At 54.5% G+C, this 25,291-nt stretch carries 24 protein-coding genes and 4 tRNA genes; 5 read left to right on the top strand and 23 right to left on the bottom strand.

From position 1 onward, the window contains the following. The first annotated feature begins 4 nt into the window (after nucleotides 1-4). From galK to gpmA, 3 genes are all read left to right on the top strand, one after another. Complete coding sequence (gene galK / locus QMN93_RS06175; protein WP_033144961.1) at nucleotides 5-1,153, top strand: galactokinase; 1,149 nt, start codon at nucleotides 5-7, stop codon at nucleotides 1,151-1,153. Continuing rightward, nucleotides 1,147-2,187: a galactose-1-epimerase gene (gene galM / locus QMN93_RS06170; RefSeq protein WP_182383189.1), complete on the top strand. Its 1,041-nt coding sequence runs from the start codon at nucleotides 1,147-1,149 to the stop codon at nucleotides 2,185-2,187. Before galK ends, galM begins: the two co-directional genes overlap by 7 nt. 206 nt (nucleotides 2,188-2,393) lie before the next feature. After that, nucleotides 2,394-3,146 (top strand): 2,3-diphosphoglycerate-dependent phosphoglycerate mutase, encoded by a 753-nt coding sequence (gpmA, locus tag QMN93_RS06165; protein ID WP_033144959.1) that lies wholly within the window; start codon nucleotides 2,394-2,396, stop codon nucleotides 3,144-3,146. Between the two features lie 61 nt (nucleotides 3,147-3,207). Here gpmA and aroG read toward each other — a convergent pair whose 3' ends face one another. Further along, nucleotides 3,208-4,260, bottom strand: coding sequence for a 3-deoxy-7-phosphoheptulonate synthase AroG (gene aroG / locus QMN93_RS06160; RefSeq protein ID WP_024908788.1), 1,053 nt, complete (start codon nucleotides 4,258-4,260; stop codon nucleotides 3,208-3,210). A gap of 304 nt (nucleotides 4,261-4,564) precedes the next feature. Between aroG and QMN93_RS06155 the strand changes: the two genes are divergently transcribed. Further along, nucleotides 4,565-4,945: a YbgS-like family protein gene (locus QMN93_RS06155; RefSeq protein ID WP_193139961.1), complete on the top strand. Its 381-nt coding sequence runs from the start codon at nucleotides 4,565-4,567 to the stop codon at nucleotides 4,943-4,945. Nucleotides 4,946-5,050: 105 nt separating this feature from the next. Further along, a complete protein-coding gene (gene zitB / locus QMN93_RS06150; RefSeq protein ID WP_193138924.1) occupies nucleotides 5,051-5,989 on the top strand; it encodes a CDF family zinc transporter ZitB in 939 nt (312 codons plus the stop codon). On the opposite strand, the gene pnuC is transcribed toward zitB, so the two are convergent. The 22 genes from pnuC to sdhB form a co-directional block, all read right to left on the bottom strand. After that, a complete protein-coding gene (pnuC, locus tag QMN93_RS06145; protein WP_094934374.1) occupies nucleotides 5,986-6,705 on the bottom strand; it encodes a nicotinamide riboside transporter PnuC in 720 nt (239 codons plus the stop codon). The genes zitB and pnuC overlap by 4 nt on opposite strands. A gap of 22 nt (nucleotides 6,706-6,727) precedes the next feature. Then, nucleotides 6,728-7,771, bottom strand: a complete 1,044-nt coding sequence (gene nadA, locus QMN93_RS06140) for a quinolinate synthase NadA (RefSeq protein ID WP_069303829.1) — start codon at nucleotides 7,769-7,771, stop codon at nucleotides 6,728-6,730. Nucleotides 7,772-7,993: 222 nt separating this feature from the next. After that, nucleotides 7,994-8,069 (bottom strand) — tRNA-Lys (locus tag QMN93_RS06135). Nucleotides 8,070-8,110: 41 nt separating this feature from the next. Continuing rightward, nucleotides 8,111-8,186 (bottom strand) — tRNA-Lys (locus tag QMN93_RS06130). 3 nt (nucleotides 8,187-8,189) lie between these two features. Next, a tRNA-Val gene (locus QMN93_RS06125) sits at nucleotides 8,190-8,265 on the bottom strand. A gap of 26 nt (nucleotides 8,266-8,291) precedes the next feature. Next, a tRNA-Lys gene (locus tag QMN93_RS06120) sits at nucleotides 8,292-8,367 on the bottom strand. A gap of 161 nt (nucleotides 8,368-8,528) precedes the next feature. After that, complete coding sequence (gene cpoB / locus QMN93_RS06115) at nucleotides 8,529-9,323, bottom strand: cell division protein CpoB (RefSeq protein WP_048976319.1); 795 nt, start codon at nucleotides 9,321-9,323, stop codon at nucleotides 8,529-8,531. Between the two features lie 9 nt (nucleotides 9,324-9,332). Continuing rightward, a complete protein-coding gene (gene pal / locus QMN93_RS06110) occupies nucleotides 9,333-9,854 on the bottom strand; it encodes a peptidoglycan-associated lipoprotein Pal (RefSeq protein WP_003858578.1) in 522 nt (173 codons plus the stop codon). A 35-nt stretch (nucleotides 9,855-9,889) separates the two neighbouring features. Next, entirely contained in the window at nucleotides 9,890-11,182 is a 1,293-nt protein-coding gene (gene tolB / locus QMN93_RS06105; protein ID WP_008501103.1) for a Tol-Pal system beta propeller repeat protein TolB, read from the bottom strand. A gap of 134 nt (nucleotides 11,183-11,316) precedes the next feature. Then, nucleotides 11,317-12,603 carry a cell envelope integrity protein TolA gene (gene tolA, locus QMN93_RS06100; RefSeq protein WP_029740419.1) on the bottom strand — a complete coding sequence of 429 codons (1,287 nt, stop codon included), beginning with the start codon at nucleotides 12,601-12,603 and terminating at the stop codon, nucleotides 11,317-11,319. A 28-nt stretch (nucleotides 12,604-12,631) separates the two neighbouring features. Continuing rightward, a complete protein-coding gene (gene tolR, locus QMN93_RS06095) occupies nucleotides 12,632-13,060 on the bottom strand; it encodes a colicin uptake protein TolR (protein WP_003858589.1) in 429 nt (142 codons plus the stop codon). A 3-nt stretch (nucleotides 13,061-13,063) separates the two neighbouring features. After that, nucleotides 13,064-13,756: a Tol-Pal system protein TolQ gene (gene tolQ / locus QMN93_RS06090; RefSeq protein WP_008501101.1), complete on the bottom strand. Its 693-nt coding sequence runs from the start codon at nucleotides 13,754-13,756 to the stop codon at nucleotides 13,064-13,066. Beyond that, entirely contained in the window at nucleotides 13,753-14,157 is a 405-nt protein-coding gene (ybgC, locus tag QMN93_RS06085; RefSeq protein ID WP_003858593.1) for a tol-pal system-associated acyl-CoA thioesterase, read from the bottom strand. Before ybgC ends, tolQ begins: the two co-directional genes overlap by 4 nt. A 148-nt stretch (nucleotides 14,158-14,305) precedes the next feature. Then, entirely contained in the window at nucleotides 14,306-14,596 is a 291-nt protein-coding gene (gene ybgE / locus QMN93_RS06080) for a cyd operon protein YbgE (RefSeq protein WP_010428735.1), read from the bottom strand. Continuing rightward, on the bottom strand, nucleotides 14,596-14,709 hold the full coding sequence (gene cydX, locus QMN93_RS06075; protein ID WP_003858598.1) for a cytochrome bd-I oxidase subunit CydX: 114 nt from the start codon (nucleotides 14,707-14,709) through the stop codon (nucleotides 14,596-14,598). The genes ybgE and cydX overlap by 1 nt, the downstream gene beginning before the upstream one ends. Before the next feature lie 14 nt (nucleotides 14,710-14,723). Then, nucleotides 14,724-15,863 (bottom strand): cytochrome d ubiquinol oxidase subunit II, encoded by a 1,140-nt coding sequence (gene cydB, locus QMN93_RS06070; protein WP_047061368.1) that lies wholly within the window; start codon nucleotides 15,861-15,863, stop codon nucleotides 14,724-14,726. 15 nt (nucleotides 15,864-15,878) lie between these two features. Further along, nucleotides 15,879-17,447, bottom strand: coding sequence for a cytochrome ubiquinol oxidase subunit I (gene cydA / locus QMN93_RS06065; protein ID WP_023310795.1), 1,569 nt, complete (start codon nucleotides 17,445-17,447; stop codon nucleotides 15,879-15,881). Nucleotides 17,448-18,180: 733 nt separating this feature from the next. After that, nucleotides 18,181-19,050, bottom strand: coding sequence for a succinate--CoA ligase subunit alpha (sucD, locus tag QMN93_RS06060; protein ID WP_008501094.1), 870 nt, complete (start codon nucleotides 19,048-19,050; stop codon nucleotides 18,181-18,183). Further along, nucleotides 19,050-20,216, bottom strand: coding sequence for an ADP-forming succinate--CoA ligase subunit beta (gene sucC / locus QMN93_RS06055; protein WP_023310791.1), 1,167 nt, complete (start codon nucleotides 20,214-20,216; stop codon nucleotides 19,050-19,052). Before sucC ends, sucD begins: the two co-directional genes overlap by 1 nt. 83 nt (nucleotides 20,217-20,299) lie before the next feature. Beyond that, nucleotides 20,300-21,520: a 2-oxoglutarate dehydrogenase complex dihydrolipoyllysine-residue succinyltransferase gene (gene odhB, locus QMN93_RS06050; protein WP_008501093.1), complete on the bottom strand. Its 1,221-nt coding sequence runs from the start codon at nucleotides 21,518-21,520 to the stop codon at nucleotides 20,300-20,302. Nucleotides 21,521-21,534: 14 nt separating this feature from the next. Next, nucleotides 21,535-24,342: a 2-oxoglutarate dehydrogenase E1 component gene (gene sucA, locus QMN93_RS06045; RefSeq protein ID WP_193138923.1), complete on the bottom strand. Its 2,808-nt coding sequence runs from the start codon at nucleotides 24,340-24,342 to the stop codon at nucleotides 21,535-21,537. Between the two features lie 219 nt (nucleotides 24,343-24,561). Further along, nucleotides 24,562-25,278, bottom strand: coding sequence for a succinate dehydrogenase iron-sulfur subunit SdhB (gene sdhB, locus QMN93_RS06040; RefSeq protein ID WP_008501090.1), 717 nt, complete (start codon nucleotides 25,276-25,278; stop codon nucleotides 24,562-24,564). Nucleotides 25,279-25,291 lie beyond the last annotated feature (13 nt).

The raw sequence follows: 25,291 nt of genomic DNA, 5'->3' as shown, positions 1-25,291 counted from the left end.
AAAAATGAGTCTGAAAGATAAAACACAATCCCTGTTTGCTGAGAAATTTGGCTACCCTGCCACCCACGTTATCCAGGCGCCAGGCCGCGTTAACCTGATCGGTGAACACACCGACTATAACGACGGTTTCGTGCTGCCGTGCGCTATCGATTACCAGACCGTCATCAGCTGCGCGAAGCGCGACGACCGTAAAGTTCGCGTGATTGCGGCGGATTACGGTAATGAGACGGACGAGTTTTCCCTCGATGCCCCGATTGTGACGCACGACAGCCAGCAGTGGTCTAACTACGTGCGCGGCGTGGTGAAACACCTTCAGAAGCGCAACAAGAACTTTGGCGGTGCGGATTTAGTTATCAGCGGCAACGTGCCGCAGGGTGCGGGCTTAAGCTCCTCTGCGTCCCTGGAAGTCGCCGTGGGCACCGTGTTCCAGCAGCTTTATCATCTGCCGCTGGATGGCGCGCAAATCGCCCTGAACGGTCAGGAAGCAGAAAACCAGTTCGTGGGCTGCAACTGCGGCATTATGGACCAGCTGATCTCCGCGCTGGGCAAAAAAGAGCATGCCCTGTTAATTGATTGCCGCTCGCTGGGTACCAAAGCCGTTCCCCTGCCGAAAGGCGCGGCTGTGGTGATCGTCAACAGCAACTTTAAGCGCACGCTGGTGGGCAGCGAATACAACACCCGCCGCCAGCAGTGCGAAACCGGCGCCCGCTTCTTCCAGCAGCCTGCCCTGCGCGACGTGACGCTCAATGAATTTAACAAAGTGGCGCACGAGCTGGATCCGATTGTCGCCAAACGCGTTCGTCACGTGCTGACGGAAAATGCCCGTACCGTTGAAGCCGCGTCCGCGCTGGCGAAAGGTGACCTGAAACGCATGGGTGAGCTGATGGCGGAATCTCACGCCTCCATGCGCGATGATTTTGAAATCACCGTTCCGCAGATCGACACCCTGGTGGACATCGTTAAAGCCACCATTGGCGACAAAGGCGGCGTGCGCATGACGGGCGGCGGTTTTGGCGGCTGCATCGTTGCGCTGGTGCCAGAAGAGCTGGTCCCTGCCGTACAGGATGCCGTGGCGAAGCAGTACGAAGCAAAAACGGGTATCAAAGAAACCTTCTATGTTTGTAAAGCATCACAAGGAGCCGGACAGTGCTAAACGAAACACCTACCCTTGCACCGGATGGTCTGCCGTATCGCCTGTTAACCCTGCGCAACAGCGCGGGGATGGTCGTTACGGTGATGGACTGGGGGGCAACCCTTCTTTCTGCCCGCGTACCGATGCCGGACGGCAGCGTGCGCGAGACCCTGCTCGGCTGCGCCTCGCCTGAGCAGTACGTCAATCAGTCCGCCTATCTGGGCGCGTCCGTCGGGCGCTATGCTAACCGCATCGCGAAGAGCCGTTTTGAACTCGACGGCGTGCAGTACACCCTGCTTCCAAGCCAGGGTGAGAACCAGCTGCACGGCGGACCGGACGGGTTTGATAAACGCCGCTGGAAGATTGTTCGTCAAAACGATGGCGAAGTGCTGTTCTCGCTGGATTCGCCTGATGGCGATCAGGGCTTCCCGGGGAACCTTGTCGCGTCCGCGCGCTTTACGCTGACCGACGACAACCGTATCGCCATCGAATACCGTGCGACGGTCGATAAGCCGTGTCCGGTCAATCTGACCAATCACGCGTATTTCAACCTGGACGGTAACCAGTGCGACGTGCGTGAGCATAAGCTGCAGATCCTGGCGGATGCGTATCTGCCGGTTGACGAGATGGGCATTCCGTATCAGGGCCTCAAAGACGTGAGCGGCACCAGCTTTGACTTCCGCAGCGCGAAGTCCATCGCCCAGGATTTCATTAGCGATGACGATCAGCGTAAGGTAAAAGGCTACGACCACGCTTTCCTGCTCCAGGCCAAAGGCGATGTGAAACAGCCTGCCGCGCAGGTCTGGTCTGCGGATGAGAAACTGCAGATGACGGTTTATACCACAGCCCCTGCACTGCAGTTTTACTCAGGCAACTACCTCGGCGGCACGACGGCGCGCGAACACGATGAGTACAGCGACTGGCAAGGCCTGGCGCTGGAGAGCGAGTTCCTGCCGGACAGCCCGAACCATCCGGAATGGCCGCAGCCGGACTGCGTGCTGCGTCCGGGTAAAGAGTACGTGAGCGTGACGGAATATCATTTTATTCCACATTAATATCCAGCCCTCCCTCCGGAGGGCTTTTTTCTGCGCGCCTTGCTGAAAATAGCGCCGATCGCAGACAAAATCATAACCCTGGATTCACAAGCATCTTACACTCAGAGACTATTTTCGCTATGGTTAGGGTTAAGCGTTGCTGGTGGCACAGCCACGGCAATATAATGAGAATTGTTATCATTCTAAAAATGCTTGAGGAGTAAGAGATGGCTATAACTAAGCTGGTCCTGGTGCGTCACGGCGAAAGCCAGTGGAACAACGAAAACCGCTTTACCGGTTGGTACGACGTTGATCTGTCTGAGAAAGGCGTAAGCGAAGCAAAAGCAGCGGGTAAACTGCTGAAGGAAGAAGGCTTCAGCTTTGATTTTGCTTACACCTCTGTGCTGAAACGTGCCATCCACACCCTGTGGAACGTGCTGGACGAACTGGATCAGGCCTGGCTGCCGGTTGAGAAGTCCTGGAAACTGAACGAACGTCACTACGGTGCGCTGCAGGGCCTGAACAAAGCGGAAACCGCTGAGAAATATGGCGATGAGCAGGTCAAACAGTGGCGTCGCGGCTTCGCAATCACCCCACCAGAGCTGACCAAAGATGACGAGCGTTACCCGGGCCACGACCCGCGTTACGCGAAGCTGACCGACGCTGAGCTGCCAACCACCGAAAGCCTGGCGCTGACCATCGACCGCGTTGTGCCTTACTGGAACGAAACCATTCTGCCACGCCTGAAAAGCGGCGAGCGCGTGATCGTCGCGGCTCACGGTAACTCCCTGCGTGCGCTGGTGAAATACCTGGACAACATGGGTGAAGACGAAATCCTCGAACTGAACATCCCAACTGGCGTACCGCTGGTGTATGAGTTCGACGAAAACTTCAAGCCAATCAAACACTACTATCTGGGTAACGCAGAAGAGATCGCGGCGAAAGCAGCGGCTGTCGCGAACCAGGGTAAAGCGAAGTAATTTTCGCAAGGCATAAAAAAAGCGCGGAGCCTTCCGCGCTTTTTTATTTGTGCCTGAGAATTCAGCCGCGGCGCGCTTTTACCGCATTCGCCAGCTGACGCAGGATGGTATCGGTATCGTCCCAGCCAATGCAGGCATCGGTGACGCTTTTGCCATACACCAGCGGCTCGCTGCCTTCCAGGTTCTGGTTACCTTCAACCAGATGGCTTTCGATCATTACCCCAATCACCGCCTTCTCACCGCCGGCAATCTGCTGGCAGACGTCTGCACCCACTTCCATCTGCTTTTTAAACTGCTTGCTGGAGTTGGCATGGCTGAAATCGATCATCACCTGCGGTGGCAGCCCGGCTTTTTCCAGCCCGACCTTCACTTCCGCCACGTGTTTCGCGCTGTAGTTCGGCTCTTTGCCGCCGCGCAGAATGATATGGCAGTCACCGTTTCCGCTGGTGTTAACGATGGCGGAATGGCCCCATTTGGTCACGGACAGGAAGCAGTGCGGCGCACCCGCTGCATTGATGGCGTCAATAGCCACCTTAATGGTGCCGTCAGTGCCGTTTTTGAAACCCACCGGGCAAGAGAGACCGGACGCCAGCTCGCGGTGCACCTGAGATTCGGTTGTGCGGGCACCAATTGCGCCCCAGCTCATCAGGTCTGCCAGGTATTGCGGCGTTATCATGTCCAGGAATTCACCGGCCGCAGGCAGGCCGCTGTCGTTGATCTCCAGCAGCAGCTTGCGCGCAATGCGCAGGCCGTCGTTGATCTGGAAGCTGTTATCCATATGCGGATCGTTAATCAGTCCTTTCCAGCCCACGGTGGTGCGCGGTTTCTCAAAATAGACGCGCATCACGATTTCCAGCTCGTCCTTCAGCTCTTCACGGAGGGTGAGCAGACGGGCAGCGTACTCTTTCGCAGCTGCAGGATCGTGAATGGAGCACGGGCCAATCACCACCAGAAGACGATCGTCATTACCTTTCAGGATCTTATGGATCGCTTTACGAGCATGAGAAACCGTGTTTGCGGCATTTTCAGTGGCGGGGAATTTCTCAAGGAGCGCTACAGGAGGTAATAACTCGTTGATCTCTTTAATGCGTAAATCGTCGTTCTGATAATTCATTTTCTTTCCAGCTCTGCCATATCTTTAGTAATGAAAGCAATCCTTTCAATCTATCTTGTCGACCAGGAAGTGTAAACACGGTTTTACACTTCACGCAGATAATTCCTGGAATTCGCCTAAAAATCGCCACAAAATAGCGAAAAACGAGATCTAACCTAAGCTTTTTAACTGTAACAACCAATTTTACACGCTTAAACGCGATTCCCTACTGACGTAAGTCCGTAAGGCGGAATCTTTCGCCTCAGAAAAAGATGCACTGTTGGAGAATGTTATCCAGCGTAACGACAAGAACAGGAGCACCATGATGAAAATGACAAAACTGGCAACCCTCTTCCTGACCGCCGCACTCACTCTGGCCAGCGGCAGCGTCCTGGCCGCGGAAACGGGCACATCAGACAGCAACGGTGATGCGAATGCCGCGGCAGCAGCAGGCCAGCCCGCACCTGATGCGAAACAGAATATCGCCCCGAATAATGTCGACAACAGCCAGATCAATACCGGCAACACTAACACCGGAGGCACCATGCTGCATCCCAACGGCAGCGGTTCCGGCACCATGAACCATGACAATATGAGTTCGGACGAGGTTCATAAGAACTCAATGTGCAAGGACGGCAAATGCCCTGACCCTAATGACAAAGTAGGAAACGACGCGAATACCAAAACCGATGGCACCACCCAGTAACGGGGGTGTTCGGTAAGAAAAAGGAGAGCTCTGGCTCTCCTTTCTTTTTGGAGTAACCTATTAAAAACGCTACACTAAAAACAATAACACATCAGGAAAGCAGACATGGCGCACTCCCATTCCCACTCACCCTCTCCCGGCAACGACAACGCTAAACGACTGATGCTGGCCTTTGGCGTCACGGCAACGTTTATGGTTATCGAGGTCATTGGCGGCCTGATTTCCGGCTCTCTGGCGCTACTGGCTGATGCCGGGCATATGCTGACCGATGCCGCAGCGCTGCTCTTCGCCCTGCTAGCGGTGCAGTTTGCGCGTCGTCCTCCCAATGCGCGCCATACCTTCGGCTGGCTGAGGCTAACAACCCTCGCCGCGTTTGTTAACGCCATTGCGCTGGTGGTCATTACCGTTCTTATCGTCTGGGAGGCCGTACAGCGCTTCAGACACCCGCAGCCGATCGCCGGGGCGACAATGATGGTGATTGCCGTGGCGGGGCTGCTGGCGAATATCCTCGCCTTCTGGATTTTGCACCGCGGCAGCGGGGAAAAGAACCTCAACGTGCGCGCTGCGGCTCTGCATGTTCTGGGTGATTTGCTCGGCTCAGTCGGGGCGATTGTCGCCGCGCTGGTGATCCTCTACACCGGCTGGACGCCTGTCGATCCGATTCTGTCCGTGCTGGTGTCGTGTCTGGTCTTGCGCAGCGCCTGGCGGCTGCTGAAGGAGAGCGTGAATGAACTGCTTGAAGGGGCACCGGCATCGATGGATATTGACGAGCTGAAGCGCAACCTGCGCCGTTCAGTCCCGGAAGTCCGCAATGTTCATCACGTGCACGTCTGGCTGGTAGGGGAAAAACCGGTCATGACGCTGCACGTCCAGGTGATCCCGCCTCACGACCACGATGCGCTGCTTGAACGCATCCAGCATTTTCTTGAACATCACTACGAAATTGGCCACGCCACCATCCAGATGGAGTATCAGCTCTGTAACGGGCCGGACTGCCACCTTAACGAGGCGCAGTCCGGACATTCACATCAGCATCACCACTAGCTGGAAAGCGCGTGAGAACCTCGCTCACGCGCGCTCTTAATCCACATCCGGCTGCCGTTCAGCGCGATGAAGGTCAGCAGCAGATATTCCAGCGACATCGCATAGACGCCCTGCAGGGCAAAGATCGCCACGCTGATCACGTTGATGATGACCCACAGCAGCCAGTTCTCAACGTATTTACGGGTCATCAGGATCATCGCCGCAATCGACAGCACCATCATGCAGGAATCCCAGAACGGGAAGGCATCCGGCTGGAGCTCGGGCATCGTCACGTTCAGGCCGAAACCGGACATGACCGAAACGGCAACGCGGGTCAGGAACGCAAACACCGGGTTGATATAGACGGTCATTAAGCCAATGGCGACCACGCAGGCGACAAACCAGGCGATGGCTTTCGGCAATGGAAGCCAGCGGATCTGCAGTTCTGCCTCCTGCTGGCTGTTCTGACGCGACCACGCGTACCAGCCGTAAATATTGGCGGCGAAGAAGAACAGCTGCAAAAGCAGGCTGGCGTACAGCTGGATCTGGAAGAAGATAATCGCAAACAGCGTAACGTTAATCAGCCCGAACGCGTAGTTGCTGATCTTCTCCAGGCTTGCCAGCCAGATACAGAGTAATCCCGCCAGCGTGCCAATGGCCTCAATCCATGACAGGTCATAGCCACCTGCACCAATCGGTATATGAACCAGAATGTTCTGCGTGCTAAAAAAATCCATCTTTTCCCCGGGGCGTTTTGAATTAAGTACGTAGTGTAGCTGCAAAATCCAGCATGCGGTTAAGCGGAATTAACGCACCTTCACGCAGGGCGGCATCCACATGGATTTCATGTGCTGCACCGCCCGTCTCGAGCCCTTCGGCAATGGCCTTCAGGCCATTCATCGCCATCCACGGACAATGCGCACAGCTGCGACACGTTGCGCCCTCGCCCGCCGTTGGCGCTTCAAGGAGCTCTTTCTCCGGCACGGCCTGCTGCATCTTGTAGAAGATACCGCGATCGGTCGCCACGATGAGCTGCCTGTTAGGCAGCGTTCTGGCCGCGTTGATAAGCTGGCTGGTTGAGCCCACGGCGTCCGCCATGTCGACAATCGACTGCGGTGATTCAGGGTGAACAAGAATCGCGGCGTCAGGATAAAGTGCCTTCATGCGCGCCAGCGCCTGGGTTTTGAATTCGTCGTGCACAATGCAGGCACCCTGCCAGCAGAGAACGTCAGCCCCCGTCTGCTTCTGGACATAATTTCCAAGATGGCGGTCAGGCGCCCAGATAATTTTCTCGCCAAGGCTATCCAGATGTTCAATCAGCTCAACGGCGATGCTGGAGGTGACAACCCAGTCTGCCCGCGCTTTTACCGCCGCAGAGGTGTTGGCGTAAACCACCACGGTCCGGTCAGGGTAGGCGTCACAGAAGGCCGTGAATTCGTCAATCGGGCAGCCGAGATCCAGTGAACACTCCGCATTAAGCGTCGGCATCAGAATGGTTTTTTCAGGGCTCAGGATCTTTGCCGTTTCGCCCATAAAACGCACGCCAGCAACCAGCAGCGTGGAAGCAGGATGTTTTGCACCGAAGCGTGCCATCTCCAGTGAGTCAGAAATACAGCCCCCGGTCTCTTCCGCCAGTTGCTGAATTTCCGGGTCGGTGTAATAATGGGCCACCATCACCGCATCTCGTTCTTTGAGAAGACGTTTGATCTTCTCACGGTAGAATTGCTTTTCGTCCTGGCTCAGCGGGACAGGCTTTGGCGGAAACGGATAGATTGCGGCTTCAGGATCAAACATCACACTCATTATGGCTTCTCGTTTTACGGGCTTAACAATATTGCCTTTCTTTTGCATGACATAGCAAAACGCATGGCAATTGTGTTTTGTATACTAAACAAGATAGCGAATATGAGAGGAAAAGTCACCGGAAATAGGTGCGGATAGCATTTGTCGGTCAGCGGCTTCGCCTTGCCCGACCTGCACAGACGGCAGATAGCAAAAAGGCGCCTTTAGGGCGCCTTTCTACACTGGTGGGTCGTGCAGGATTCGAACCTGCGACCAATTGATTAAAAGTCAACTGCTCTACCAACTGAGCTAACGACCCTTTTGGGTGTTGCCTGAATTATCACTCGGAACCAATAAAATTGGTGGGTCGTGCAGGATTCGAACCTGCGACCAATTGATTAAAAGTCAACTGCTCTACCAACTGAGCTAACGACCCGAGTGGTGGGTGATGACGGGCTCGAACCGCCGACCCCCTCCGTGTAAAGGAGATGCTCTACCAACTGAGCTAATCACCCACTCTGTACTGCTGGTGTGCGTTAAGTGGTGGGTCGTGCAGGATTCGAACCTGCGACCAATTGATTAAAAGTCAACTGCTCTACCAACTGAGCTAACGACCCACTTTTACGCTGTTTTCACGTTGTTTGATATCCCGTGGCAACGGCGGCATATATTACTGATTTAAGAATTCAGCGCAACAAAAATTTCGATGAAGATCACTTAACTGCTTACGAATCATGCTGCACGACCAGAAATAACGCGATTTCTGGTCATGCGATAATCATCCCATCGAATTCAGACGTTTTTGCGCCTGCTTAGCACCTTCGGTACCCGGGAATTTAGAGACCACCTGCTGATAAACCGCTTTGGCTTTCGCAGTGTCGCCTTTGTCCTGCATGATGACGCCCACTTTATACATCGCATCAGGCGCTTTTGGCGATTTCGGGTAATTTTTCACCACTGAGGCAAAATAAAACGCCGCATCGTCCTTTTTACCCTTGTTGTAATTCAGCTGACCGAGCCAGTAATTCGCATTTGGCTGATAAGTGGAATCAGGGTATTTCTTAACAAAGTTCTGAAACGCAGCAAGCGCGTCATCCTGACGAGATTGATCCTGCACCAGGGCAATGGCCGCGTTGTAGTCCGTATTCGCGTCACCGCTCTGTACAGGCGCACCTGTTGCAGCAGAAGCATCCGCAGCCGGAGCTGATGTCGCCGCACCGGTCTGATCGCCCGCGGCTGGCTGTGCTTGTGCTGCTGCACCACCGCTGCTCAGGCTATCTATCTGCAGCAAAATCTGCTTCTGACGTTCCACAACCTGGTTCAACTGATACTGGCTTTCCTGAATCTGGCCGCGGAGAGAGTCAATATCGTTTTGGTTATCAGAAAGTTGTTGCTGGAGTTGGGTTAAAAGCTGGCTGTGAGCGTTAGAAATACGCTCGAGTTGAGTGACCCGGTCTTCTACCGAGCCTGAGCCGACACTACTGATTGGTGCCTGAGCAAAAGCGGCCCAGGGGGCCGCTATTCCAACCAGTAACGACAGACTCAACAGATGATGTCTGAAGTTACTGCTCATGCAATTCTCTTAGTAAACCAGTACGGCACGACGGTTTTTGGAGTAAGCCGCTTCGTCGTGACCCAGTACTGCAGGTTTTTCTTTACCGTAAGAAACGATGGAGATCTGGTCAGCAGAAACGCCTTTACCCTGCAGGTACATTTTAACAGCGTTAGCACGACGTTCACCCAGGGAGATGTTGTACTCTGGAGTACCACGTTCGTCCGCGTGACCTTCTACGGTGACTTTGTAAGATGGGTTGCTACGCAGGAAGTTAGCGTGAGCATCCAGCATCGCAGCGAAGTCAGAACGGATGTCGTATTTATCCAGATCGAAGTAAACGATGTTGTTCTGCTGCAGCTGCTGCATCTGAAGACGCGCCTGCTCTTCAGAAGACATGTTGCCATTGCCGTTCGCGTCCATACCGGTGCCGGCACCCATCATGCCTTCGCCGCTCTGGTCATTGCTGGCGTTCTTGTTAGAAGAACACGCTGCGATTGCCATTACAGGCAGAGCGATCATCAGCCCCTTCAGCACTTTGTTCAGTTGCATTTCTATGATTCCTTTAGTAATCAATTAATTATTATTTACAGATACGGCGACCAGGCAGGTGATTTTACCTGTCCATCAGTTGCCGGAATACGCGCTTTGAAACGCCCATCTGTAGAAACCAGATTCAGCACAGATCCCATCCCCTGAGAAGAGCTGTAGATTACCATCGTGCCGTTAGGTGCCAGACTTGGCGTTTCATCCAGGAACGTTGACGACAGAACTTGAACGCCACCCGCTACCAGATCCTGTTTGGCAATGTGCTGCTGCCCACCGTTGGAGCTCACCATTACCATAAATTTACCGTCGCTGCTCACGTCTGAGTTCTGGTTCTGCGAACCTTCCCAGGTAATACGCTGCGGAGCACCGCCGTTGATGTTGACTTTATAGATTTGTGGACGGCCAGCCTGGTCAGAAGTAAACGCCAGGTTTTGACTATCCGGGAACCATGAAGGTTCAGTGTTGTTGCTGCGACCGTCGGTCACCTGACGGATCTGGCCAGAGCCAATGTCCATCACGTACAGGTTCAGGCTACCGGTTTTTGACAGCGCAAACGCCAGTTTAGACCCGTCCGGAGAGAAGGAAGGCGCACCGTTGTGACGTGGGAAAGACGCCACCTGACGAACAGCACCGTTTGCCAGCGTCTGGATAACCAGCGCTGAACGGCCACTTTCGAAGGTTACATAGGCCAGTTTAGAACCGTCCGGAGACCAGGCTGGAGACATCAGCGGCTGAGAAGAACGTTTCACCAGGAACTGGTTGTAGCCGTCGTAGTCAGATACGCGCAGCTCATACGGGAACTGACCACCGTTGGTCTGCACCACATAAGCAATACGAGTACGGAACGCCCCTTTAATGCCGGTCAGTTTTTCAAATACCGCATCGCTGGCAGCGTGTGCCGCGTAGCGCAGGTACTGCTTAGTGACCTTGTAAGAGTTCTGTGCCAGAACGGTACCCGGTGCACCACCGGTATCCACCAGCTGCCAGGCCACGTTGTAAGAGCCGTCCGGGTTAGGCGTAACCTGACCCACAACCACGGCATCAATACCCAGTGCAGACCATGCTGCAGGCTGTACTTCCTGCGCGCTGCCCGGCTGCTGAGGCAGACGAGAACGATCTAACGGGTTGAATTTACCGCTGTTACGCAGGTCAGCCGCCACGATGCCACCGGCATCTTCAGGTGCAGCGCCAGGACCGGCCCACTGGAACGGAACAACACCGATTGGGCGTGCCGAGTCCACCCCCTGGGTGATCTCGATACGTACTTCTGCGTGCAGTACTGCTGCCCACAGCATTAAAAAACTAAATGCTACACGTAATGCCTGCTTCATCATATCTCCCTTATCCGGGTAACCTTACCCACGATAATTTAGCAGAATGTTAACAAACTCAAATAGACAAAACTACCAGAACCCTGTGACTAAACCTGGTCTATTTTTCCCCGTTTGCACGGGGAAAATGTAACTTAAGGTTTGAAGTCCAGCGGCGCATTTTTGAAGACTTCGTAAACTGCCTGAGACGGCGGTTTAGGCATCTTCGCCTGACGCGCTGCAGCCAGGGCCGCAGTACATAAAGCCGGGTCGCCACCTTCAGATTTGATATCCAGCAGCATGCCGTCCGGAGCCAGTTTTATACGCAACGTACACGTTTTACCGGTATAGGAAGACGCATCATAGAATCGGCTTTCAATAGCGGATTTAATCTGCGCGGCATAACCGTTGATTTCAGCCCCTGTCGCACCGTTACTCTTAGTGTTACCACTTCCCGTCGGCGCTGCGTTGTTTCCTTTCGCCCCACCGCCCGTTTTCGGTGCATTCTTACCGGAGCTCAAATCGCCCAGCAGATCGTCAACCCCTGCGGCGGCAGCAGCTTTTTCAGCAGCCGCGGCCTTTTTGGCCGCCGCTTTATCAGCAGCAGCTTTCTTATCGGCAGCGGCCTTCTCAGCTGCAGCTTTCTTATCGGCGGCAGCCTTCTCAGCTGCAGCTTTTTTATCGGCAGCGGCTTTTTCAGCGGCGGCAGCTTTTTCTGCAGCCGCTTTCTCAGCAGCAGCCGCTTTCTTCGCGGCCTCGGCAGCAGCTTTCTTCTCTGCTTCCTGAGCGGCTTTTTTCGCGGCTTCCGCTTCGGCTTTCTTCTGAGCATCGGCAGCGGCTTTTTTCGCGGCTTCCGCTTCGGCTTTCTTCTGAGCATCAGCAGCGGCTTTCTTCGCGGCTTCCGCTTCAGCTTTCTTCTGAGCATCGGCAGCGGCTTTCTTCGCCGCTTCTGCCGCTAATTTTGCCTGGGCATCAGCCTGTGCTTTCGCGTCCGCTGCGGCTTTTGCTGCCGCCTCTTCCGCCTGCTTTTGCTGTTCCTGTGCTTTCTTCGCGGCCTCTTCGGCTTGCTTCTGCTGTTCCGCCTGCTCTTTCGCAGCTTCCTGCGCCTGCAAACGCTCTTTCTCAAGCTGCTTCAGACGCTCCTGCTCTGCGGCCTGCTTTTCACGCAGTTCTTCCGCCTGCTGTTGCGACTGTTTTTCTCGCTGCTCTTCAGCCCGTTTGGCACTCGCCTTCTGCTGCTGTTCGCGATTATAGTTCTGTACTACCGCACCGGGATCCACCATCACGGCGTCAATGGAAGACCCTCCACCGCCGCCGGCTGATGCATCAATATGCTCGTCGAACGAACTCCAGATCAGCGCTGCAAAGAGAATCACGTGCAGCACTGCGGAGACGATTATCGCTCGCTTAAGCTTGTCGTTCTGTTCGGTTGCCTTTGACACTATCGGTTCCCAAAAACTACGCGGATGATCAAATAGGTTGGGTCATTAAGCCAACTGACTTAACACCCGCACTATGTAGCAAGTTCAGCGCTTTAATAATTTCATCGTAGGGTACGTCTTTCGCGCCACCGATTAAGAAGACCGTTTTCGGATTTGACTCCAGACGACGCTGCGCTTCAGCAATAACCTGCTCAGGCGGCAGCTGATCCATACGATCTTTCTCTACCACGACGCTGTATTGCCCTACGCCGGAAACCTCAATGATAACCGGAGGATCGTCATTGGTGCTCACCGCCTGTGATTCTGTCGCATCCGGCAGATCCACCTCCACGCTCTGAGTAATGATTGGCGCTGTCGCCATGAAGATCAGCAGCAGTACCAGCAGGACGTCCAGCAGTGGAACGATATTGATTTCGGACTTGAGCTCGCGACGACCTCGTCCACGCGATCTGGCCATGGTTTACCCCTTGTTGCTCTCGGTGCTGGTAAACGCCTGACGGTGCAGAATCGCAGTGAACTCTTCCATAAAGTTGTCGTAGTTCAGTTCCAGTTTGTTCACGCGCTGGTTCAGACGGTTGTAAGCCATAACCGCAGGAATTGCCGCAAACAGACCGATAGCGGTCGCAATCAGTGCTTCAGCGATACCCGGTGCAACCATCTGCAACGTCGCCTGCTTCACCGCGCCCAGCGCGATAAAGGCGTGCATGATCCCCCACACGGTACCAAACAGGCCGATATACGGGCTGATGGAACCGACAGTGCCGAGGAATGGAATATGCGTTTCGAGATTTTCCAGCTCACGGTTCATAGAGATACGCATCGCACGCGAGGCACCTTCTACAACCGCTTCCGGCGCATGATTGTTTGCACGATGCAGACGAGCAAACTCTTTGAAACCGCTATAAAAAATTTGCTCGGAGCCTGTAAGGTTTTCACGGCGTCCCTGGCTTTCCTGATACAGACGAGAAAGCTCAATACCCGACCAGAACTTATCTTCAAACGCTTCAGCTTCACGGCCAGCGGCATTGAGGATACGCGTTCTCTGGATGATGATGGCCCAGGATGCGATTGAAAAACCAATCAAAATCAACATGATAAGTTTAACCAGAAGGCTTGCCTTCAGGAACAAATCAAGGATATTCATGTCAGTCACTGCTTAAACTCCGCGACAATAGACTTAGGAAGCGCACGAGGCTTCATTATGGTTGGATCAACACAAACAATCAGCACTTCAGCTGAGTTCAGTACGGTATTCTCTGCGTTGACTATCCGCTGCGTGAAAACCAGTGAGGTCCCGCGCATTGATGTAATTTCAGTTTGGACTTCGAGCATATCGTCGAGTCTGGCAGGCGCAAAATACTCAAGCGTCATCTTGCGTACCACGAAGGCAACTCGCTCAGCCAACAGCACCTGTTGACTAAAGTGATGATGGCGCAGCATCTCTGTGCGTGCCCGTTCATAAAAAGCAACGTAGCTGGCGTGGTAAACCACACCACCGGCATCGGTATCTTCGTAATAGACACGAACCGGCCATCGAAACAGCGTTGTATTCACTTTACATCCCGGTAATGCAACAAAAGTTAATGCTTTTAAACTTCGCTACTATACGCGCGGGAAAGAGGGTTGGGAATGGGAGAAAGTAAACGGAGAGTAAATTTTTATGGGCTCGGGTAAGCCCATAACGTTAACGGACATTTCTTATTCAGAAGAAGAAGAAAATCAAACCGGCGAGAAGCACCAGATCGGCAATCAGCGGGCAAAAAATTCCCTGCCAGTGAACGGCTTTCGGACGAAAGCCCACGCCGTGGATCACACCTGCGCACACCGCCCACATAATGAGAAAGCCGTGCCAGATTTCAAGCTCGCTGGTTTTCGCTGCAAAGCGCGAAGGGTCCCAGAAGATACAACCTGCCAGCAGTAATGCCATCACTAAAGAAAGCGCCCGTAGCGGGCGCTTATCCATTACCGCGTAAAGCGTCGCGATAATATTCATCAGTGTTTTTCTTCACCCGCTTTGGTCGCTTCGACGTGCTCAAGCGCCAGGGCAGTGATGACACCAAATGCACAGGCAAGAAGCGTCCCTAAAATCCATGCGAAATACCACATATTCAGCTCCTTACTTAGTACATAGAGTGGGTGTTGCTTTCGATATGTTCTTTAGTGATGCGACCGAACATTTTCCAGTAACACCAGGTGGTGTAGAGCAGGATAATCGGTACGAACACGCAAGCAACATACGTCATCAGGTTCAGCGTCAGCTGGCTGGACGTTGCGTCCCACATGGTCAGGCTAGCATTCAGCATGGTGCTGGATGGCATGACGAATGGGAACATCGCAATACCCGCCGTCAGGATGATGCACGCCAGGGTCAGCGAAGAGAACACGAACGCCAGCGCGCCTTTCTCCAGACGAGACGTCAACACGGTCAGCAGCGGCAGCAATACGCCCAGAGCCGGGATCGCCCACAGCGCAGGGGTGTTATTGAAGTTCACCAGCCAGGCGCCAGCCTGACGCGCCACTTCTTTGGTCAGCGGGTTAGACGGTGCCGAGTGGTTAATTGCAGAGGTCACCACATAACCATCAATCCCGTACACCACCCACACACCGGCCAGTGCGAAGCAGACCAGCGTCACCAGCGCAGCGACCTGAGCCGTCGCGCGCGAACGCAGGTGCAGTTCACCAACCGTACGCATCTGCAGATAGGTTGCGCCCTGAGTGATGATCATCGCCACGCTCACCACGCCGGCCAGCAGGCCAAACGGATTCAGCAGCTGGAAGAAGTTACCGGTGTAGTAAAGACGCATGTATTCGTCCAGGTGGAACGGTACGCCCTGCAACAGGTTACCGAACGCCACGCCGATCACCAGCGGTGGAACGAAGCTACCGATGAAGATGCCCCAGTCCCACATGTTGCGCCAGCGGGTGTCTTCAATCTTGGAACGGTAGTCGAAACCAACCGGACGGAAGAATAAAGAGGCCAGCACCAGAATCATCGCCACGTAGAAGCCGGAGAACGCAGCCGCGTAGACCATCGGCCAGGCAGCGAACAGCGCGCCGCCAGCGGTGATCAGCCACACCTGGTTACCGTCCCAGTGAGGGGCGATGGAGTTGATCATGATTCGACGCTCGGTGTCATTACGACCGAGGAAACGGGTGAGCATCCCCACCCCCATGTCGAAACCATCCGTGACGGCAAAACCGATCAGCAGAACGCCAACCAGCAGCCACCAGATAAAACGCAATACTTCATAATCGATCATTTGATGACTCCTGTCTTAGCGTGCCGGCTGAGTAGTCGCAGTGGACTGCTCGTAGTGATAGCGACCGGTTTTCAGGCTGCTTGGGCCAAGGCGCGCGAACTTGAACATCAGGAACAGTTCAGCCACCAGGAACAGGGTGTACAGACCACAAATCAGCAGCATGGAGAAGATCAGGTCGCCCGCTGTCAGGGACGAGTTCGCTACCGCCGTTGGCAGTACCTCACCAATCGCCCATGGCTGACGGCCGTACTCCGCAACAAACCAGCCGGATTCGATCGCGATCCACGGCAGTGGAATACCGTACAGCGCGGTGCGCAGCAGCCATTTTTTCTCGCCGATGCGGTTACGAATCACGGACCAGAAGGACGCCGCAATGATCAGCAGCATGATGATGCCGCAGCCCACCATGATACGGAATGCGAAGTACAGTGGCGCAACGCGTGGAATCGAATCTTTGGTTGCCATCTGGATCTGCGCTTCTGTCGCATCAGAAACGTTCGGGGTATAACGCTTCAACAGCAAACCGTAACCCAGATCTTTCTTCACGTTGTTGAACTGGTCGCGAACGGCCTGGTCGGTAGAACCGGCACGCAGCTGTTCCAGCAGCGAGTAAGCTTTCATACCGTTACGGATACGCTCTTCGTGCTGAACCATCAGCTCTTTCAGACCGGTCACCTGCTTATCAACAGAACGGGTGGCGATGATACCCAGCGCATAAGGGATCTGAATGGCGAAGCGGTTTTCCTGCGCGTCCTGATCCGGAATACCGAACAGCGTAAAGGCAGCAGGCGCCGGTTGGGTTTCCCATTCGGCTTCGATGGCGGCCAGTTTGGTTTTCTGCACGTCACCCATTTCGTAACCGGATTCATCACCCAGAACGATAACAGAGAGGATTGCAGCCATACCGAAGCTTGCAGCGATAGCAAAGGAGCGCTTAGCAAACGCGAAGTCACGACCGCGCAGCATGTAGTAAGAGCTGATGCCCAGTACAAACATCGCGCCGCACACGTAGCCAGAAGCGACGGTGTGAACGAATTTAACCTGTGCAACCGGGTTCAGGACCAGCTCGGCAAAGCTGACCATCTCCATACGCATGGTTTCGAAGTTGAAATCAGACGCGATAGGGTTCTGCATCCAGCCGTTCGCCACCAGAATCCACAGCGCGGACAGGTTCGAACCTAATGCCACCAGCCAGGTCACCGCCATATGCTGGACTTTACCCAGACGGTCCCAGCCGAAGAAGAACAGACCTACAAAGGTGGATTCGAGGAAGAATGCCATCAGACCTTCAATGGCCAGCGGCGCACCGAAGATATCCCCTACATAGTGGGAATAGTAAGACCAGTTAGTCCCGAACTGGAACTCCATGGTCAAACCGGTTGCCACGCCCAGCGCGAAGTTGATACCAAACAACTTGCCCCAGAACTTGGTCATATCTTTATAAATCTGTTTGCCGGAGAGAACGTATACCGTTTCCATAATGGCCAGCAGGAACGCCATACCGAGCGTCAGTGGCACAAACAGGAAGTGGTACATCGCGGTCAAGGCAAACTGTAAGCGCGACAGTTCGACTATATCTAACATCATGACTCCTTGCTCATCGCATGAAGACTCCGAGAGTGAACCCCGTCAGAGAGAGATCCACACGCATGCCCCAATACAAATTATTCGCATCCTTGTCGTCGTTATTACCCTGAAGGAGGATAAAAACGATGACGTGAGGTTACAAATACGTTAATAAAAAACTCAAATTGATCCCGCAAATATAATACGCTGCAAAACCCTTACAATAAACAGGTTTTTATTGAATCACATTTACGTTTTTCGACGGCGATCAATTTATAGCAAAATTACCACTTTTCGGCCATTTTGATCGGGGACAATTTACCGCCTTTTGATGGGTTTTTCCAAGGATTAAACATTGATTTAAATCAAAAACAATCCTTTGTGTTAAATGTGTTTTGATGCGGTGAACATAGTAAAAACCATGTTAAAGATATGTATATAAAATACAATTAAGGTTATCAAGTCGATTGATGAATATAAACAGAATTGATTTTTATTAACTCAGAAGCCCGAATGCCTAATTTATTCAGGACATAAATTTTAGTGCGTTTTTTCGTTTTTTTCCATCCGCTCTCTTTAAGGTAAATAAATAACAATTATTTTACTTTTATCCCCCTCTCTAATTAACACCATTTAGTGACTATTGCATGATGCCCGGCAGGCAATAAAAAAGGCCGCTTTACAGCGGCCAACCATGTCGAAACGGACATTTTTATACTTCAACGCCCCCCTTTCGGGGAGCAGAGAGGACTTACTTAATGATGGATTTCAGTGCTTCGCCGATATCCGCCAGGCTACGAACGGTTTTCACGCCTGCGGCTTCCAGCGCTGCGAATTTCTCATCAGCCGTACCCTTACCACCGGCGATGATCGCGCCTGCGTGACCCATACGCTTGCCTTTCGGCGCGGTCACACCCGCGATGTAACCGACAACTGGCTTGGTCACGTGTTCTTTGATGTAAGCAGCGGCTTCTTCTTCCGCGCTACCACCGATCTCACCGATCATCACGATCGCTTCGGTCTGTGGATCTTCCTGGAACAGCTTCAGGATGTCGATGAAGTTAGAGCCCGGGATCGGGTCACCGCCGATGCCAACGCAGGTGGACTGGCCGAAGCCGTAATCGGTGGTCTGCTTCACAGCTTCATAGGTCAGCGTACCGGAACGGGACACGATGCCCACTTTCCCCGGCTTGTGAATGTGGCCCGGCATGATGCCGATTTTGCATTCGCCCGGGGTGATAACGCCAGGGCAGTTCGGGCCGATCATGCGCACGCCTGCTTCATCCAGCTTCACCTTCACGGTCAGCATATCCAGCGTCGGGATGCCTTCAGTGATGGTGATGATCAGCTTGATGCCTGCATCGATCGCTTCCAGAATGGAGTCTTTGCAGAACGGTGCCGGAACGTAGATCACGGTCGCGGTTGCGCCCGTCGCTTCAACGGCTTCACGCACGGTGTTGAATACCGGCAGGCCCAGATGCGTGGTGCCGCCTTTACCTGGCGTTACGCCGCCAACCATCTGCGTGCCGTAGGCAATCGCCTGTTCGGAGTGGAAAGTCCCCTGGCTACCGGTGAAGCCCTGGCAGATAACCTTGGTATCTTTATTAATTAAAACTGACATTATTTCCCCTCCACTGCGGCAACAACCTGCTGAGCTGCATCCGTCAGACTTTTCGCTGCAATAATATTCAGGCCGCTGTCAGCCAGTTTTTTCGCGCCGAGTTCAGCGTTGTTACCTTCCAGACGCACAACCACCGGAACGTTAACACCCACTTCTTCTACCGCACCGATGATACCGTCGGCGATCAGGTCGCAACGAACGATGCCGCCGAAGATGTTAACCAGAACGGCCTTCACGTTGTCGTCAGAGAGGATGATTTTGAACGCTTCGGTTACGCGCTCTTTGGTTGCGCCACCGCCTACGTCGAGGAAGTTTGCTGGCTCACCGCCGTGCAGCTTAACGATGTCCATGGTGCCCATTGCCAGGCCCGCACCGTTAACCATGCAGCCGATGTTGCCGTCCAGCGCCACGTAGTTCAGCTCCCACTGTGCAGCCTGCGCTTCACGTGGGTCTTCCTGAGACTGGTCGCGCATTTCGCGCAGATCGGACTGGCGGAACAGCGCGTTGCCGTCAGCGCCCAGCTTGCCGTCGAGGCAGATCAGGTCGCCCTGAGTGGTGATCACCAGCGGGTTGATCTCGATCAGCGCCAGGTCGCGCTCCAGGAAGATATTCGCCAGCCCCATGAAAATCTTGGTGAACTGCTGAACCAGCTTGCCTTCCAGGCCCAGTTTGAACGCCAGCTCGCGACCCTGGTAAGGCATTGGGCCTGCCAGCGGATCGATTGCCACTTTGTGGATCAGGTGCGGGGTTTCTTCCGCCACCTTTTCGATTTCCACGCCGCCTTCGGTAGACGCCATGAACACCACGCGACGGGAGCTACGGTCAACAACCGCGCCCAGGTACAGTTCTTTCGCGATGTCGGTCGCCGCTTCAACCAGGATCTGGTTAACCGGCTGGCCGTTCGCATCTGTCTGGTAGGTTACCAGACGCTTGCCGAGCCAATGTTCAGCAAACGCACGAATCTCTTCTTTGCTCTTAACAACCTTCACACCGCCCGCTTTACCACGGCCACCAGCGTGAACCTGACACTTAACTACCCAAGGGCCGGAACCGATTTTAGATGCGGCTTCTTCTGCTTCACGCGGGGTAGTACAGGCATAACCCACCGGAGCCGGTAAGCCATACCGGGCAAACAGCTGTTTGGCCTGATATTCATGTAAGTTCATGTGTTCTATCCATCCTTCAGGTAATCGTTAGGTCGTGCTTTTATTGGCCCGGCAGCCATACGCCGCCGGGCAAGACTGCAAAACTAGACGTCCAGCAGCAGACGGGTTGGATCTTCCAGCAGCTCTTTAATCGCGACCAGGAAGCCCACGGACTCGCGGCCGTCGATCAGGCGGTGATCGTACGAGAGCGCCAGGTACATCATCGGCAGGATCTCAACTTTACCGTCTACCGCCATCGGGCGATCTTTAATGGCATGCATACCCAGGATCGCGCTCTGCGGCGGGTTAATGATCGGGGTAGACATCAGCGAGCCGAATACGCCGCCGTTGGTAATGGTGAAGTTACCGCCGGTCAGGTCGTCTACGGTCAGCTTGCCGTCGCGGCCTTTTACAGCCAGCTCTTTAATGTTTTTCTCGATGTCAGCCATACCCAGGGTATCCACATCACGCAGAACCGGGGTGACCAGGCCGCGTGGAGTAGAAACCGCCATGCTGACGTCGAAATAGTTGTGGTAAACCACGTCATCGCCATCGATAGACGCGTTCACTTCCGGGTAGCGTTTCAGCGCTTCAACTACCGCTTTCACGTAGAAGGACATAAAGCCCAGACGGATGCCGTGACGTTTTTCAAACGCGTCACCGTACTGCTTGCGCAGATCCATGATTGGCTTCATGTTCACTTCGTTGAAGGTGGTCAGCATCGCGGTGGAGTTTTTCGCTTCCAGCAGACGCTCGGCCACGCGCTTGCGCAGGCGAGTCATTGGCACACGTTTTTCGCTGCGGGCACCCAGAGCAGGCTGTGCTGCTGGTGCTGCCGCAGGGGCTTTCGCTTCTGCCTGAGCTGGCGCTTTCGCCAGGTGTTTGTCGATGTCTTCGCGGGTCAGACGACCGCCCACACCGGTGCCTTTGATGGCTGCCGGGTCAAGGCTGTGTTCAGCCAGCAGGCGACGGATCGCCGGGCTGAGAGCGTCGTTAGACTGTTCTTCCAGAGAAGCCTGCTGGCGCTGAGCCGGCGTAGAGGCTTTCTCTTCAGATTTCGCGCTGGACTCTTTGCCCGCGCTGTTGCCTTCACGCAGGCGACCCAGGATCTGACGAGAGGTTACGGTGGTACCTTCATCTTCCAGCACCGCGTCCAGAACGCCATCCGCCGAAGCCGGTACTTCCAGTACCACTTTGTCAGTTTCGATTTCTACCAGCACTTCATCGCGCTTAACGGCATCGCCTGGTTTTTTGTGCCAGGTAGCGACGGTCGCATCTGCTACGGATTCAGGCAGGTCGGGAACAAGAATATCTACGCTACTCATTTTGTATCCTTTAATTAATCGACGTTCAGCGCGTCATTGACCAGATCTTGTTGCTGCTTCTGGTGAACGGACATATACCCTACCGCCGGAGAGGCGGAGGCCGGGCGACCTGCATAACGCAGGGCTGACCCAAATGGAATCACTTCACGGAAATGATGTTGGCTGCAGTACCATGCGCCCTGGTTGAGCGGCTCTTCCTGGCACCAGACAAAATCATGTACGTGAGCATATTGTTTCAGCACTTCCTGCATCGCCTGATGCGGGAACGGATAAAGCTGTTCGATACGCACGATGGCGACATCTTTCTGATCGTTCTTGCGGCGCTGTTCCAGCAGGTCGTAATAAACCTTACCAGAACACATCACCACGCGCTTCACGCCCTGCGGATCCAGCTCGTCAATTTCACCGATGGCTGGCAGGAAGGTTCCGTTCGCCAGTTCTTCCAGGCTCGACACCGCCAGCGGGTGACGCAGCAGGGATTTCGGCGACATCACCACCAGCGGACGGCGCATACCGCGCAGCGCCTGACGACGCAGCATGTGGTAGACCTGAGCCGGGGTGGACGGTACGCAGACCTGCATGTTCTGCTCGGCGCAGAGCTGCAGATAACGTTCCAGACGCGCGGAGGAGTGCTCCGGACCCTGACCTTCATAACCGTGCGGCAGCAACATTACCAGGCCACACATACGGCCCCACTTCTGCTCGCCGGAGGAGATGAACTGGTCGATAACCACCTGCGCGCCGTTGGCGAAGTCACCGAACTGCGCTTCCCAGATGGTCAGGGTGCGTGGTTCAGCGGTGGCATAACCGTATTCGAAGGCCAGAACCGCTTCTTCAGACAGCACGGAGTCCCAGACCTTGAACTGGCCCTGACCGTTGTGCACGTGCTGCAGCGGGGTGTAGGTTGAACCGTTGGACTGGTTGTGAACAACCGCGTGACGGTGGAAGAAGGTCCCACGGCCCGCATCTTCACCGGACAGACGAACAGGAATGCCTTCGTCAACCAGCGTTGCGTAGGCCAGCGTTTCCGCGCCGCCCCAGTCGAACAGCTTCTCGCCTGCCGCCATGGACTGACGGTCAGCGTAGATTTTCTGCACGCGAGACTGCATCTCGATAGCGTCCGGTACGGTGCTGATGCGTTTAGCCAGCTCCTGCAGGCGCTTCATCTCAACCTTGTTCGGGTAGCTCTCATCCCACTCGTGGTTGAGGTACGGCGACCAGGTAAAGGAGTGCATGTTCATCGGGCGCAGCTCTTTGACCACGCATTCACCCGCATCCAGCGCGTCGCGGTAGAGGTTGACCATTTCGGTCGCATCTTCCAGCGTCGTCACTTTGTCGCTCTCCAGCTTGTCAGCATAGATTTTGCGCGGGGTCGGGTGTTTTTTGATTTTCTGATACATCAACGGCTGGGTTGCACTTGGCTCGTCCGCTTCGTTGTGGCCGTGACGGCGGTAGCAGAAGAGGTCAATGAACACATCGCGTTTAAAGGTATTACGGAAGTCCAGCGCCAGACGGGTAACGAAAGCAACGGCTTCCGGGTCATCCGCGTTAACGTGGAAGATTGGCGCCTGCACCATCTTACCGATGTCGGTGCAGTACGGGGTAGAACGCGCGTCAAGCGGGTTAGAAGTGGTAAAGCCCACCTGGTTGTTGATCACGATGCGAACGGTACCGCCCACTTCATAACCACGCGCTTTCGACATGTTCAGGGTTTCCTGAACCACGCCCTGCCCTGTTACCGCCGCATCGCCGTGGATGGTGATCGGCAGCACTTTATTGCTGCTCGGCTCGTCCAGACGATCCAGACGCGCACGCACGGAACCGATAACCACCGGGCTAACGATTTCCAGGTGTGACGGGTTAAACGCCAGCGCCAGGTGAACCAGACCGCCTTCGGTTTCGATATCCGACGAGAAGCCCATGTGGTACTTCACGTCGCCGGTGCCAAGGTGTTCTTTATGTTTGCCCGCGAATTCGTCGAACAGGTCCTGCGGTTTTTTACCCAGCACGTTGACCAGCACGTTCAGACGACCACGGTGCGCCATGCCCAGTACCACTTCACGGGTGCCGCTCTTGCCTGCGTGACGAATCAGCTCTTTGAGCATCGGCACCAGCGCGTCGCCGCCTTCCAGCGAGAAGCGTTTTGCGCCCGGGAATTTCGCGCCCAGATAGCGCTCAAGCCCTTCCGCTGCGGTCAGTTCGTTCAGGAAGCGTTTTTTCTCGTCAGCCGAGAAGGTCGCGTGGCCCGCTACGGATTCGATGCGCTGCTGGATCCAGCGTTTCTCTTCGGTAGAGGTAATGTGCATGTATTCCGCGCCGATGGAGCCGCAGTAGGTTTGCTTGAGCGCGTCAATCAGATCGCCCAGCTTCATCGTGTCTTTGCCGATGGCAAAGGAACCTACGTTAAAGCTTTCCTGGAAATCGGCCTCGGTCAGATCGTGATACGCCGGATCGAGATCGGCCACACGGTCTTGCTGCCACAGTCCCAGCGGATCGAGATTCGCATGCTGGTGACCACGGAAGCGATAAGCGTTGATAAGCTGCAGGACTTTAACCTGCTTCGCATTAGTGTCAGGGTCGGAAATCGCAGAAGAGTAACGTGAGGCATCCTTCGCCAGACGACGGAAATAATCACGTGTTTTGGAATGGAATTGATCCGGTTTGACCCCTGTGCCAGGCAACTGCTGGAACATGGAACGCCAGTTTGCGTCCACTGAGTCAGGATCGGTTAAGAAGTCTTCATAGAGCTGTTCAATCCAGCTCTGGTTCGCACCAGAAAGGAAAGAAGAGTCCAGCCAGGCTTTCATTGCGCCGTTCTGCATCGTGATCCCTTAAGCATTTTTATGCTTACTTTCGCCGTAGAAACTACCACGCACACCACGTGTACGTGCCGGGGTTCACCTGCGAGCTCTTTGTGGCCCGCGAAGGAACCTTTAGAAACTGTCTAGACTTCAGGGCAGTTTTTAAAGGTTTCTGCAAACTGTCCCCTCTCCCTTGGGGAGAGGGTTAGGGTGAGGGGAACAGCGCTCCCCTCTCACTACTTACGCACTGCGCTGCAACAGCATCGACTTAATATGGCCGATGGCGCGCGTCGGGTTCAGCCCCTTCGGACACACACTGACGCAGTTCATGATGCTATGGCAGCGGAATACGCTGAAAGCGTCACTCAGCCCTTCCAGACGGCTATCGGTTTCGGTGTCGCGGCTATCGATCAGGAAGCGATAGGCAGCCAGCAGACCGGCCGGGCCGATAAACTTGTCCGGGTTCCACCAGAACGACGGGCAGGACGTTGAACAGCATGCGCAGAGAATACACTCGTACAACCCATCGAGTTTTTCACGCTGCTCAGGAGACTGTAAGTGCTCGCGAGCGGGTGGATTTTGCCCATTATTCAATAAGTAAGGCTTAATCTTCTCATATTGTGCATAGAATTGCCCCATGTCTACCACCAAATCACGCACGACCGGCAGGCCTGGCAGAGGACGGATAACAATTTTCTGACCAGGACGCTGCAGCGCTGAAATTGGCGTGATGCAGGCCAGGCCATTTTTGCCGTTCATGTTCACACCGTCAGAGCCACAAACCCCTTCACGGCAGGAGCGGCGGAACGACAGCGTAGGATCTTTTTCTTTCAGCTGGATTAAGGCATCCAGCAGCATCATGTCGCGACCTTCTTCCGCTTCCAGGGTGTAGTCCTGCATACGCGGAGCGTCATCAACATCCGGGTTATAACGATAAACTGAGAATTCGAGTTTCATTATCCTGTCTCCG

It is taken from the genome of Enterobacter sp. R-1.6.2, from assembly GCF_035064085.1.
Taxonomy (GTDB): Bacteria; Pseudomonadota; Gammaproteobacteria; order Enterobacterales; family Enterobacteriaceae; genus Enterobacter; species Enterobacter asburiae_B.
The sequence above is the reverse complement of the archived record's forward strand: the minus strand, read 5'-3'. Positions and strand labels throughout refer to the sequence as shown.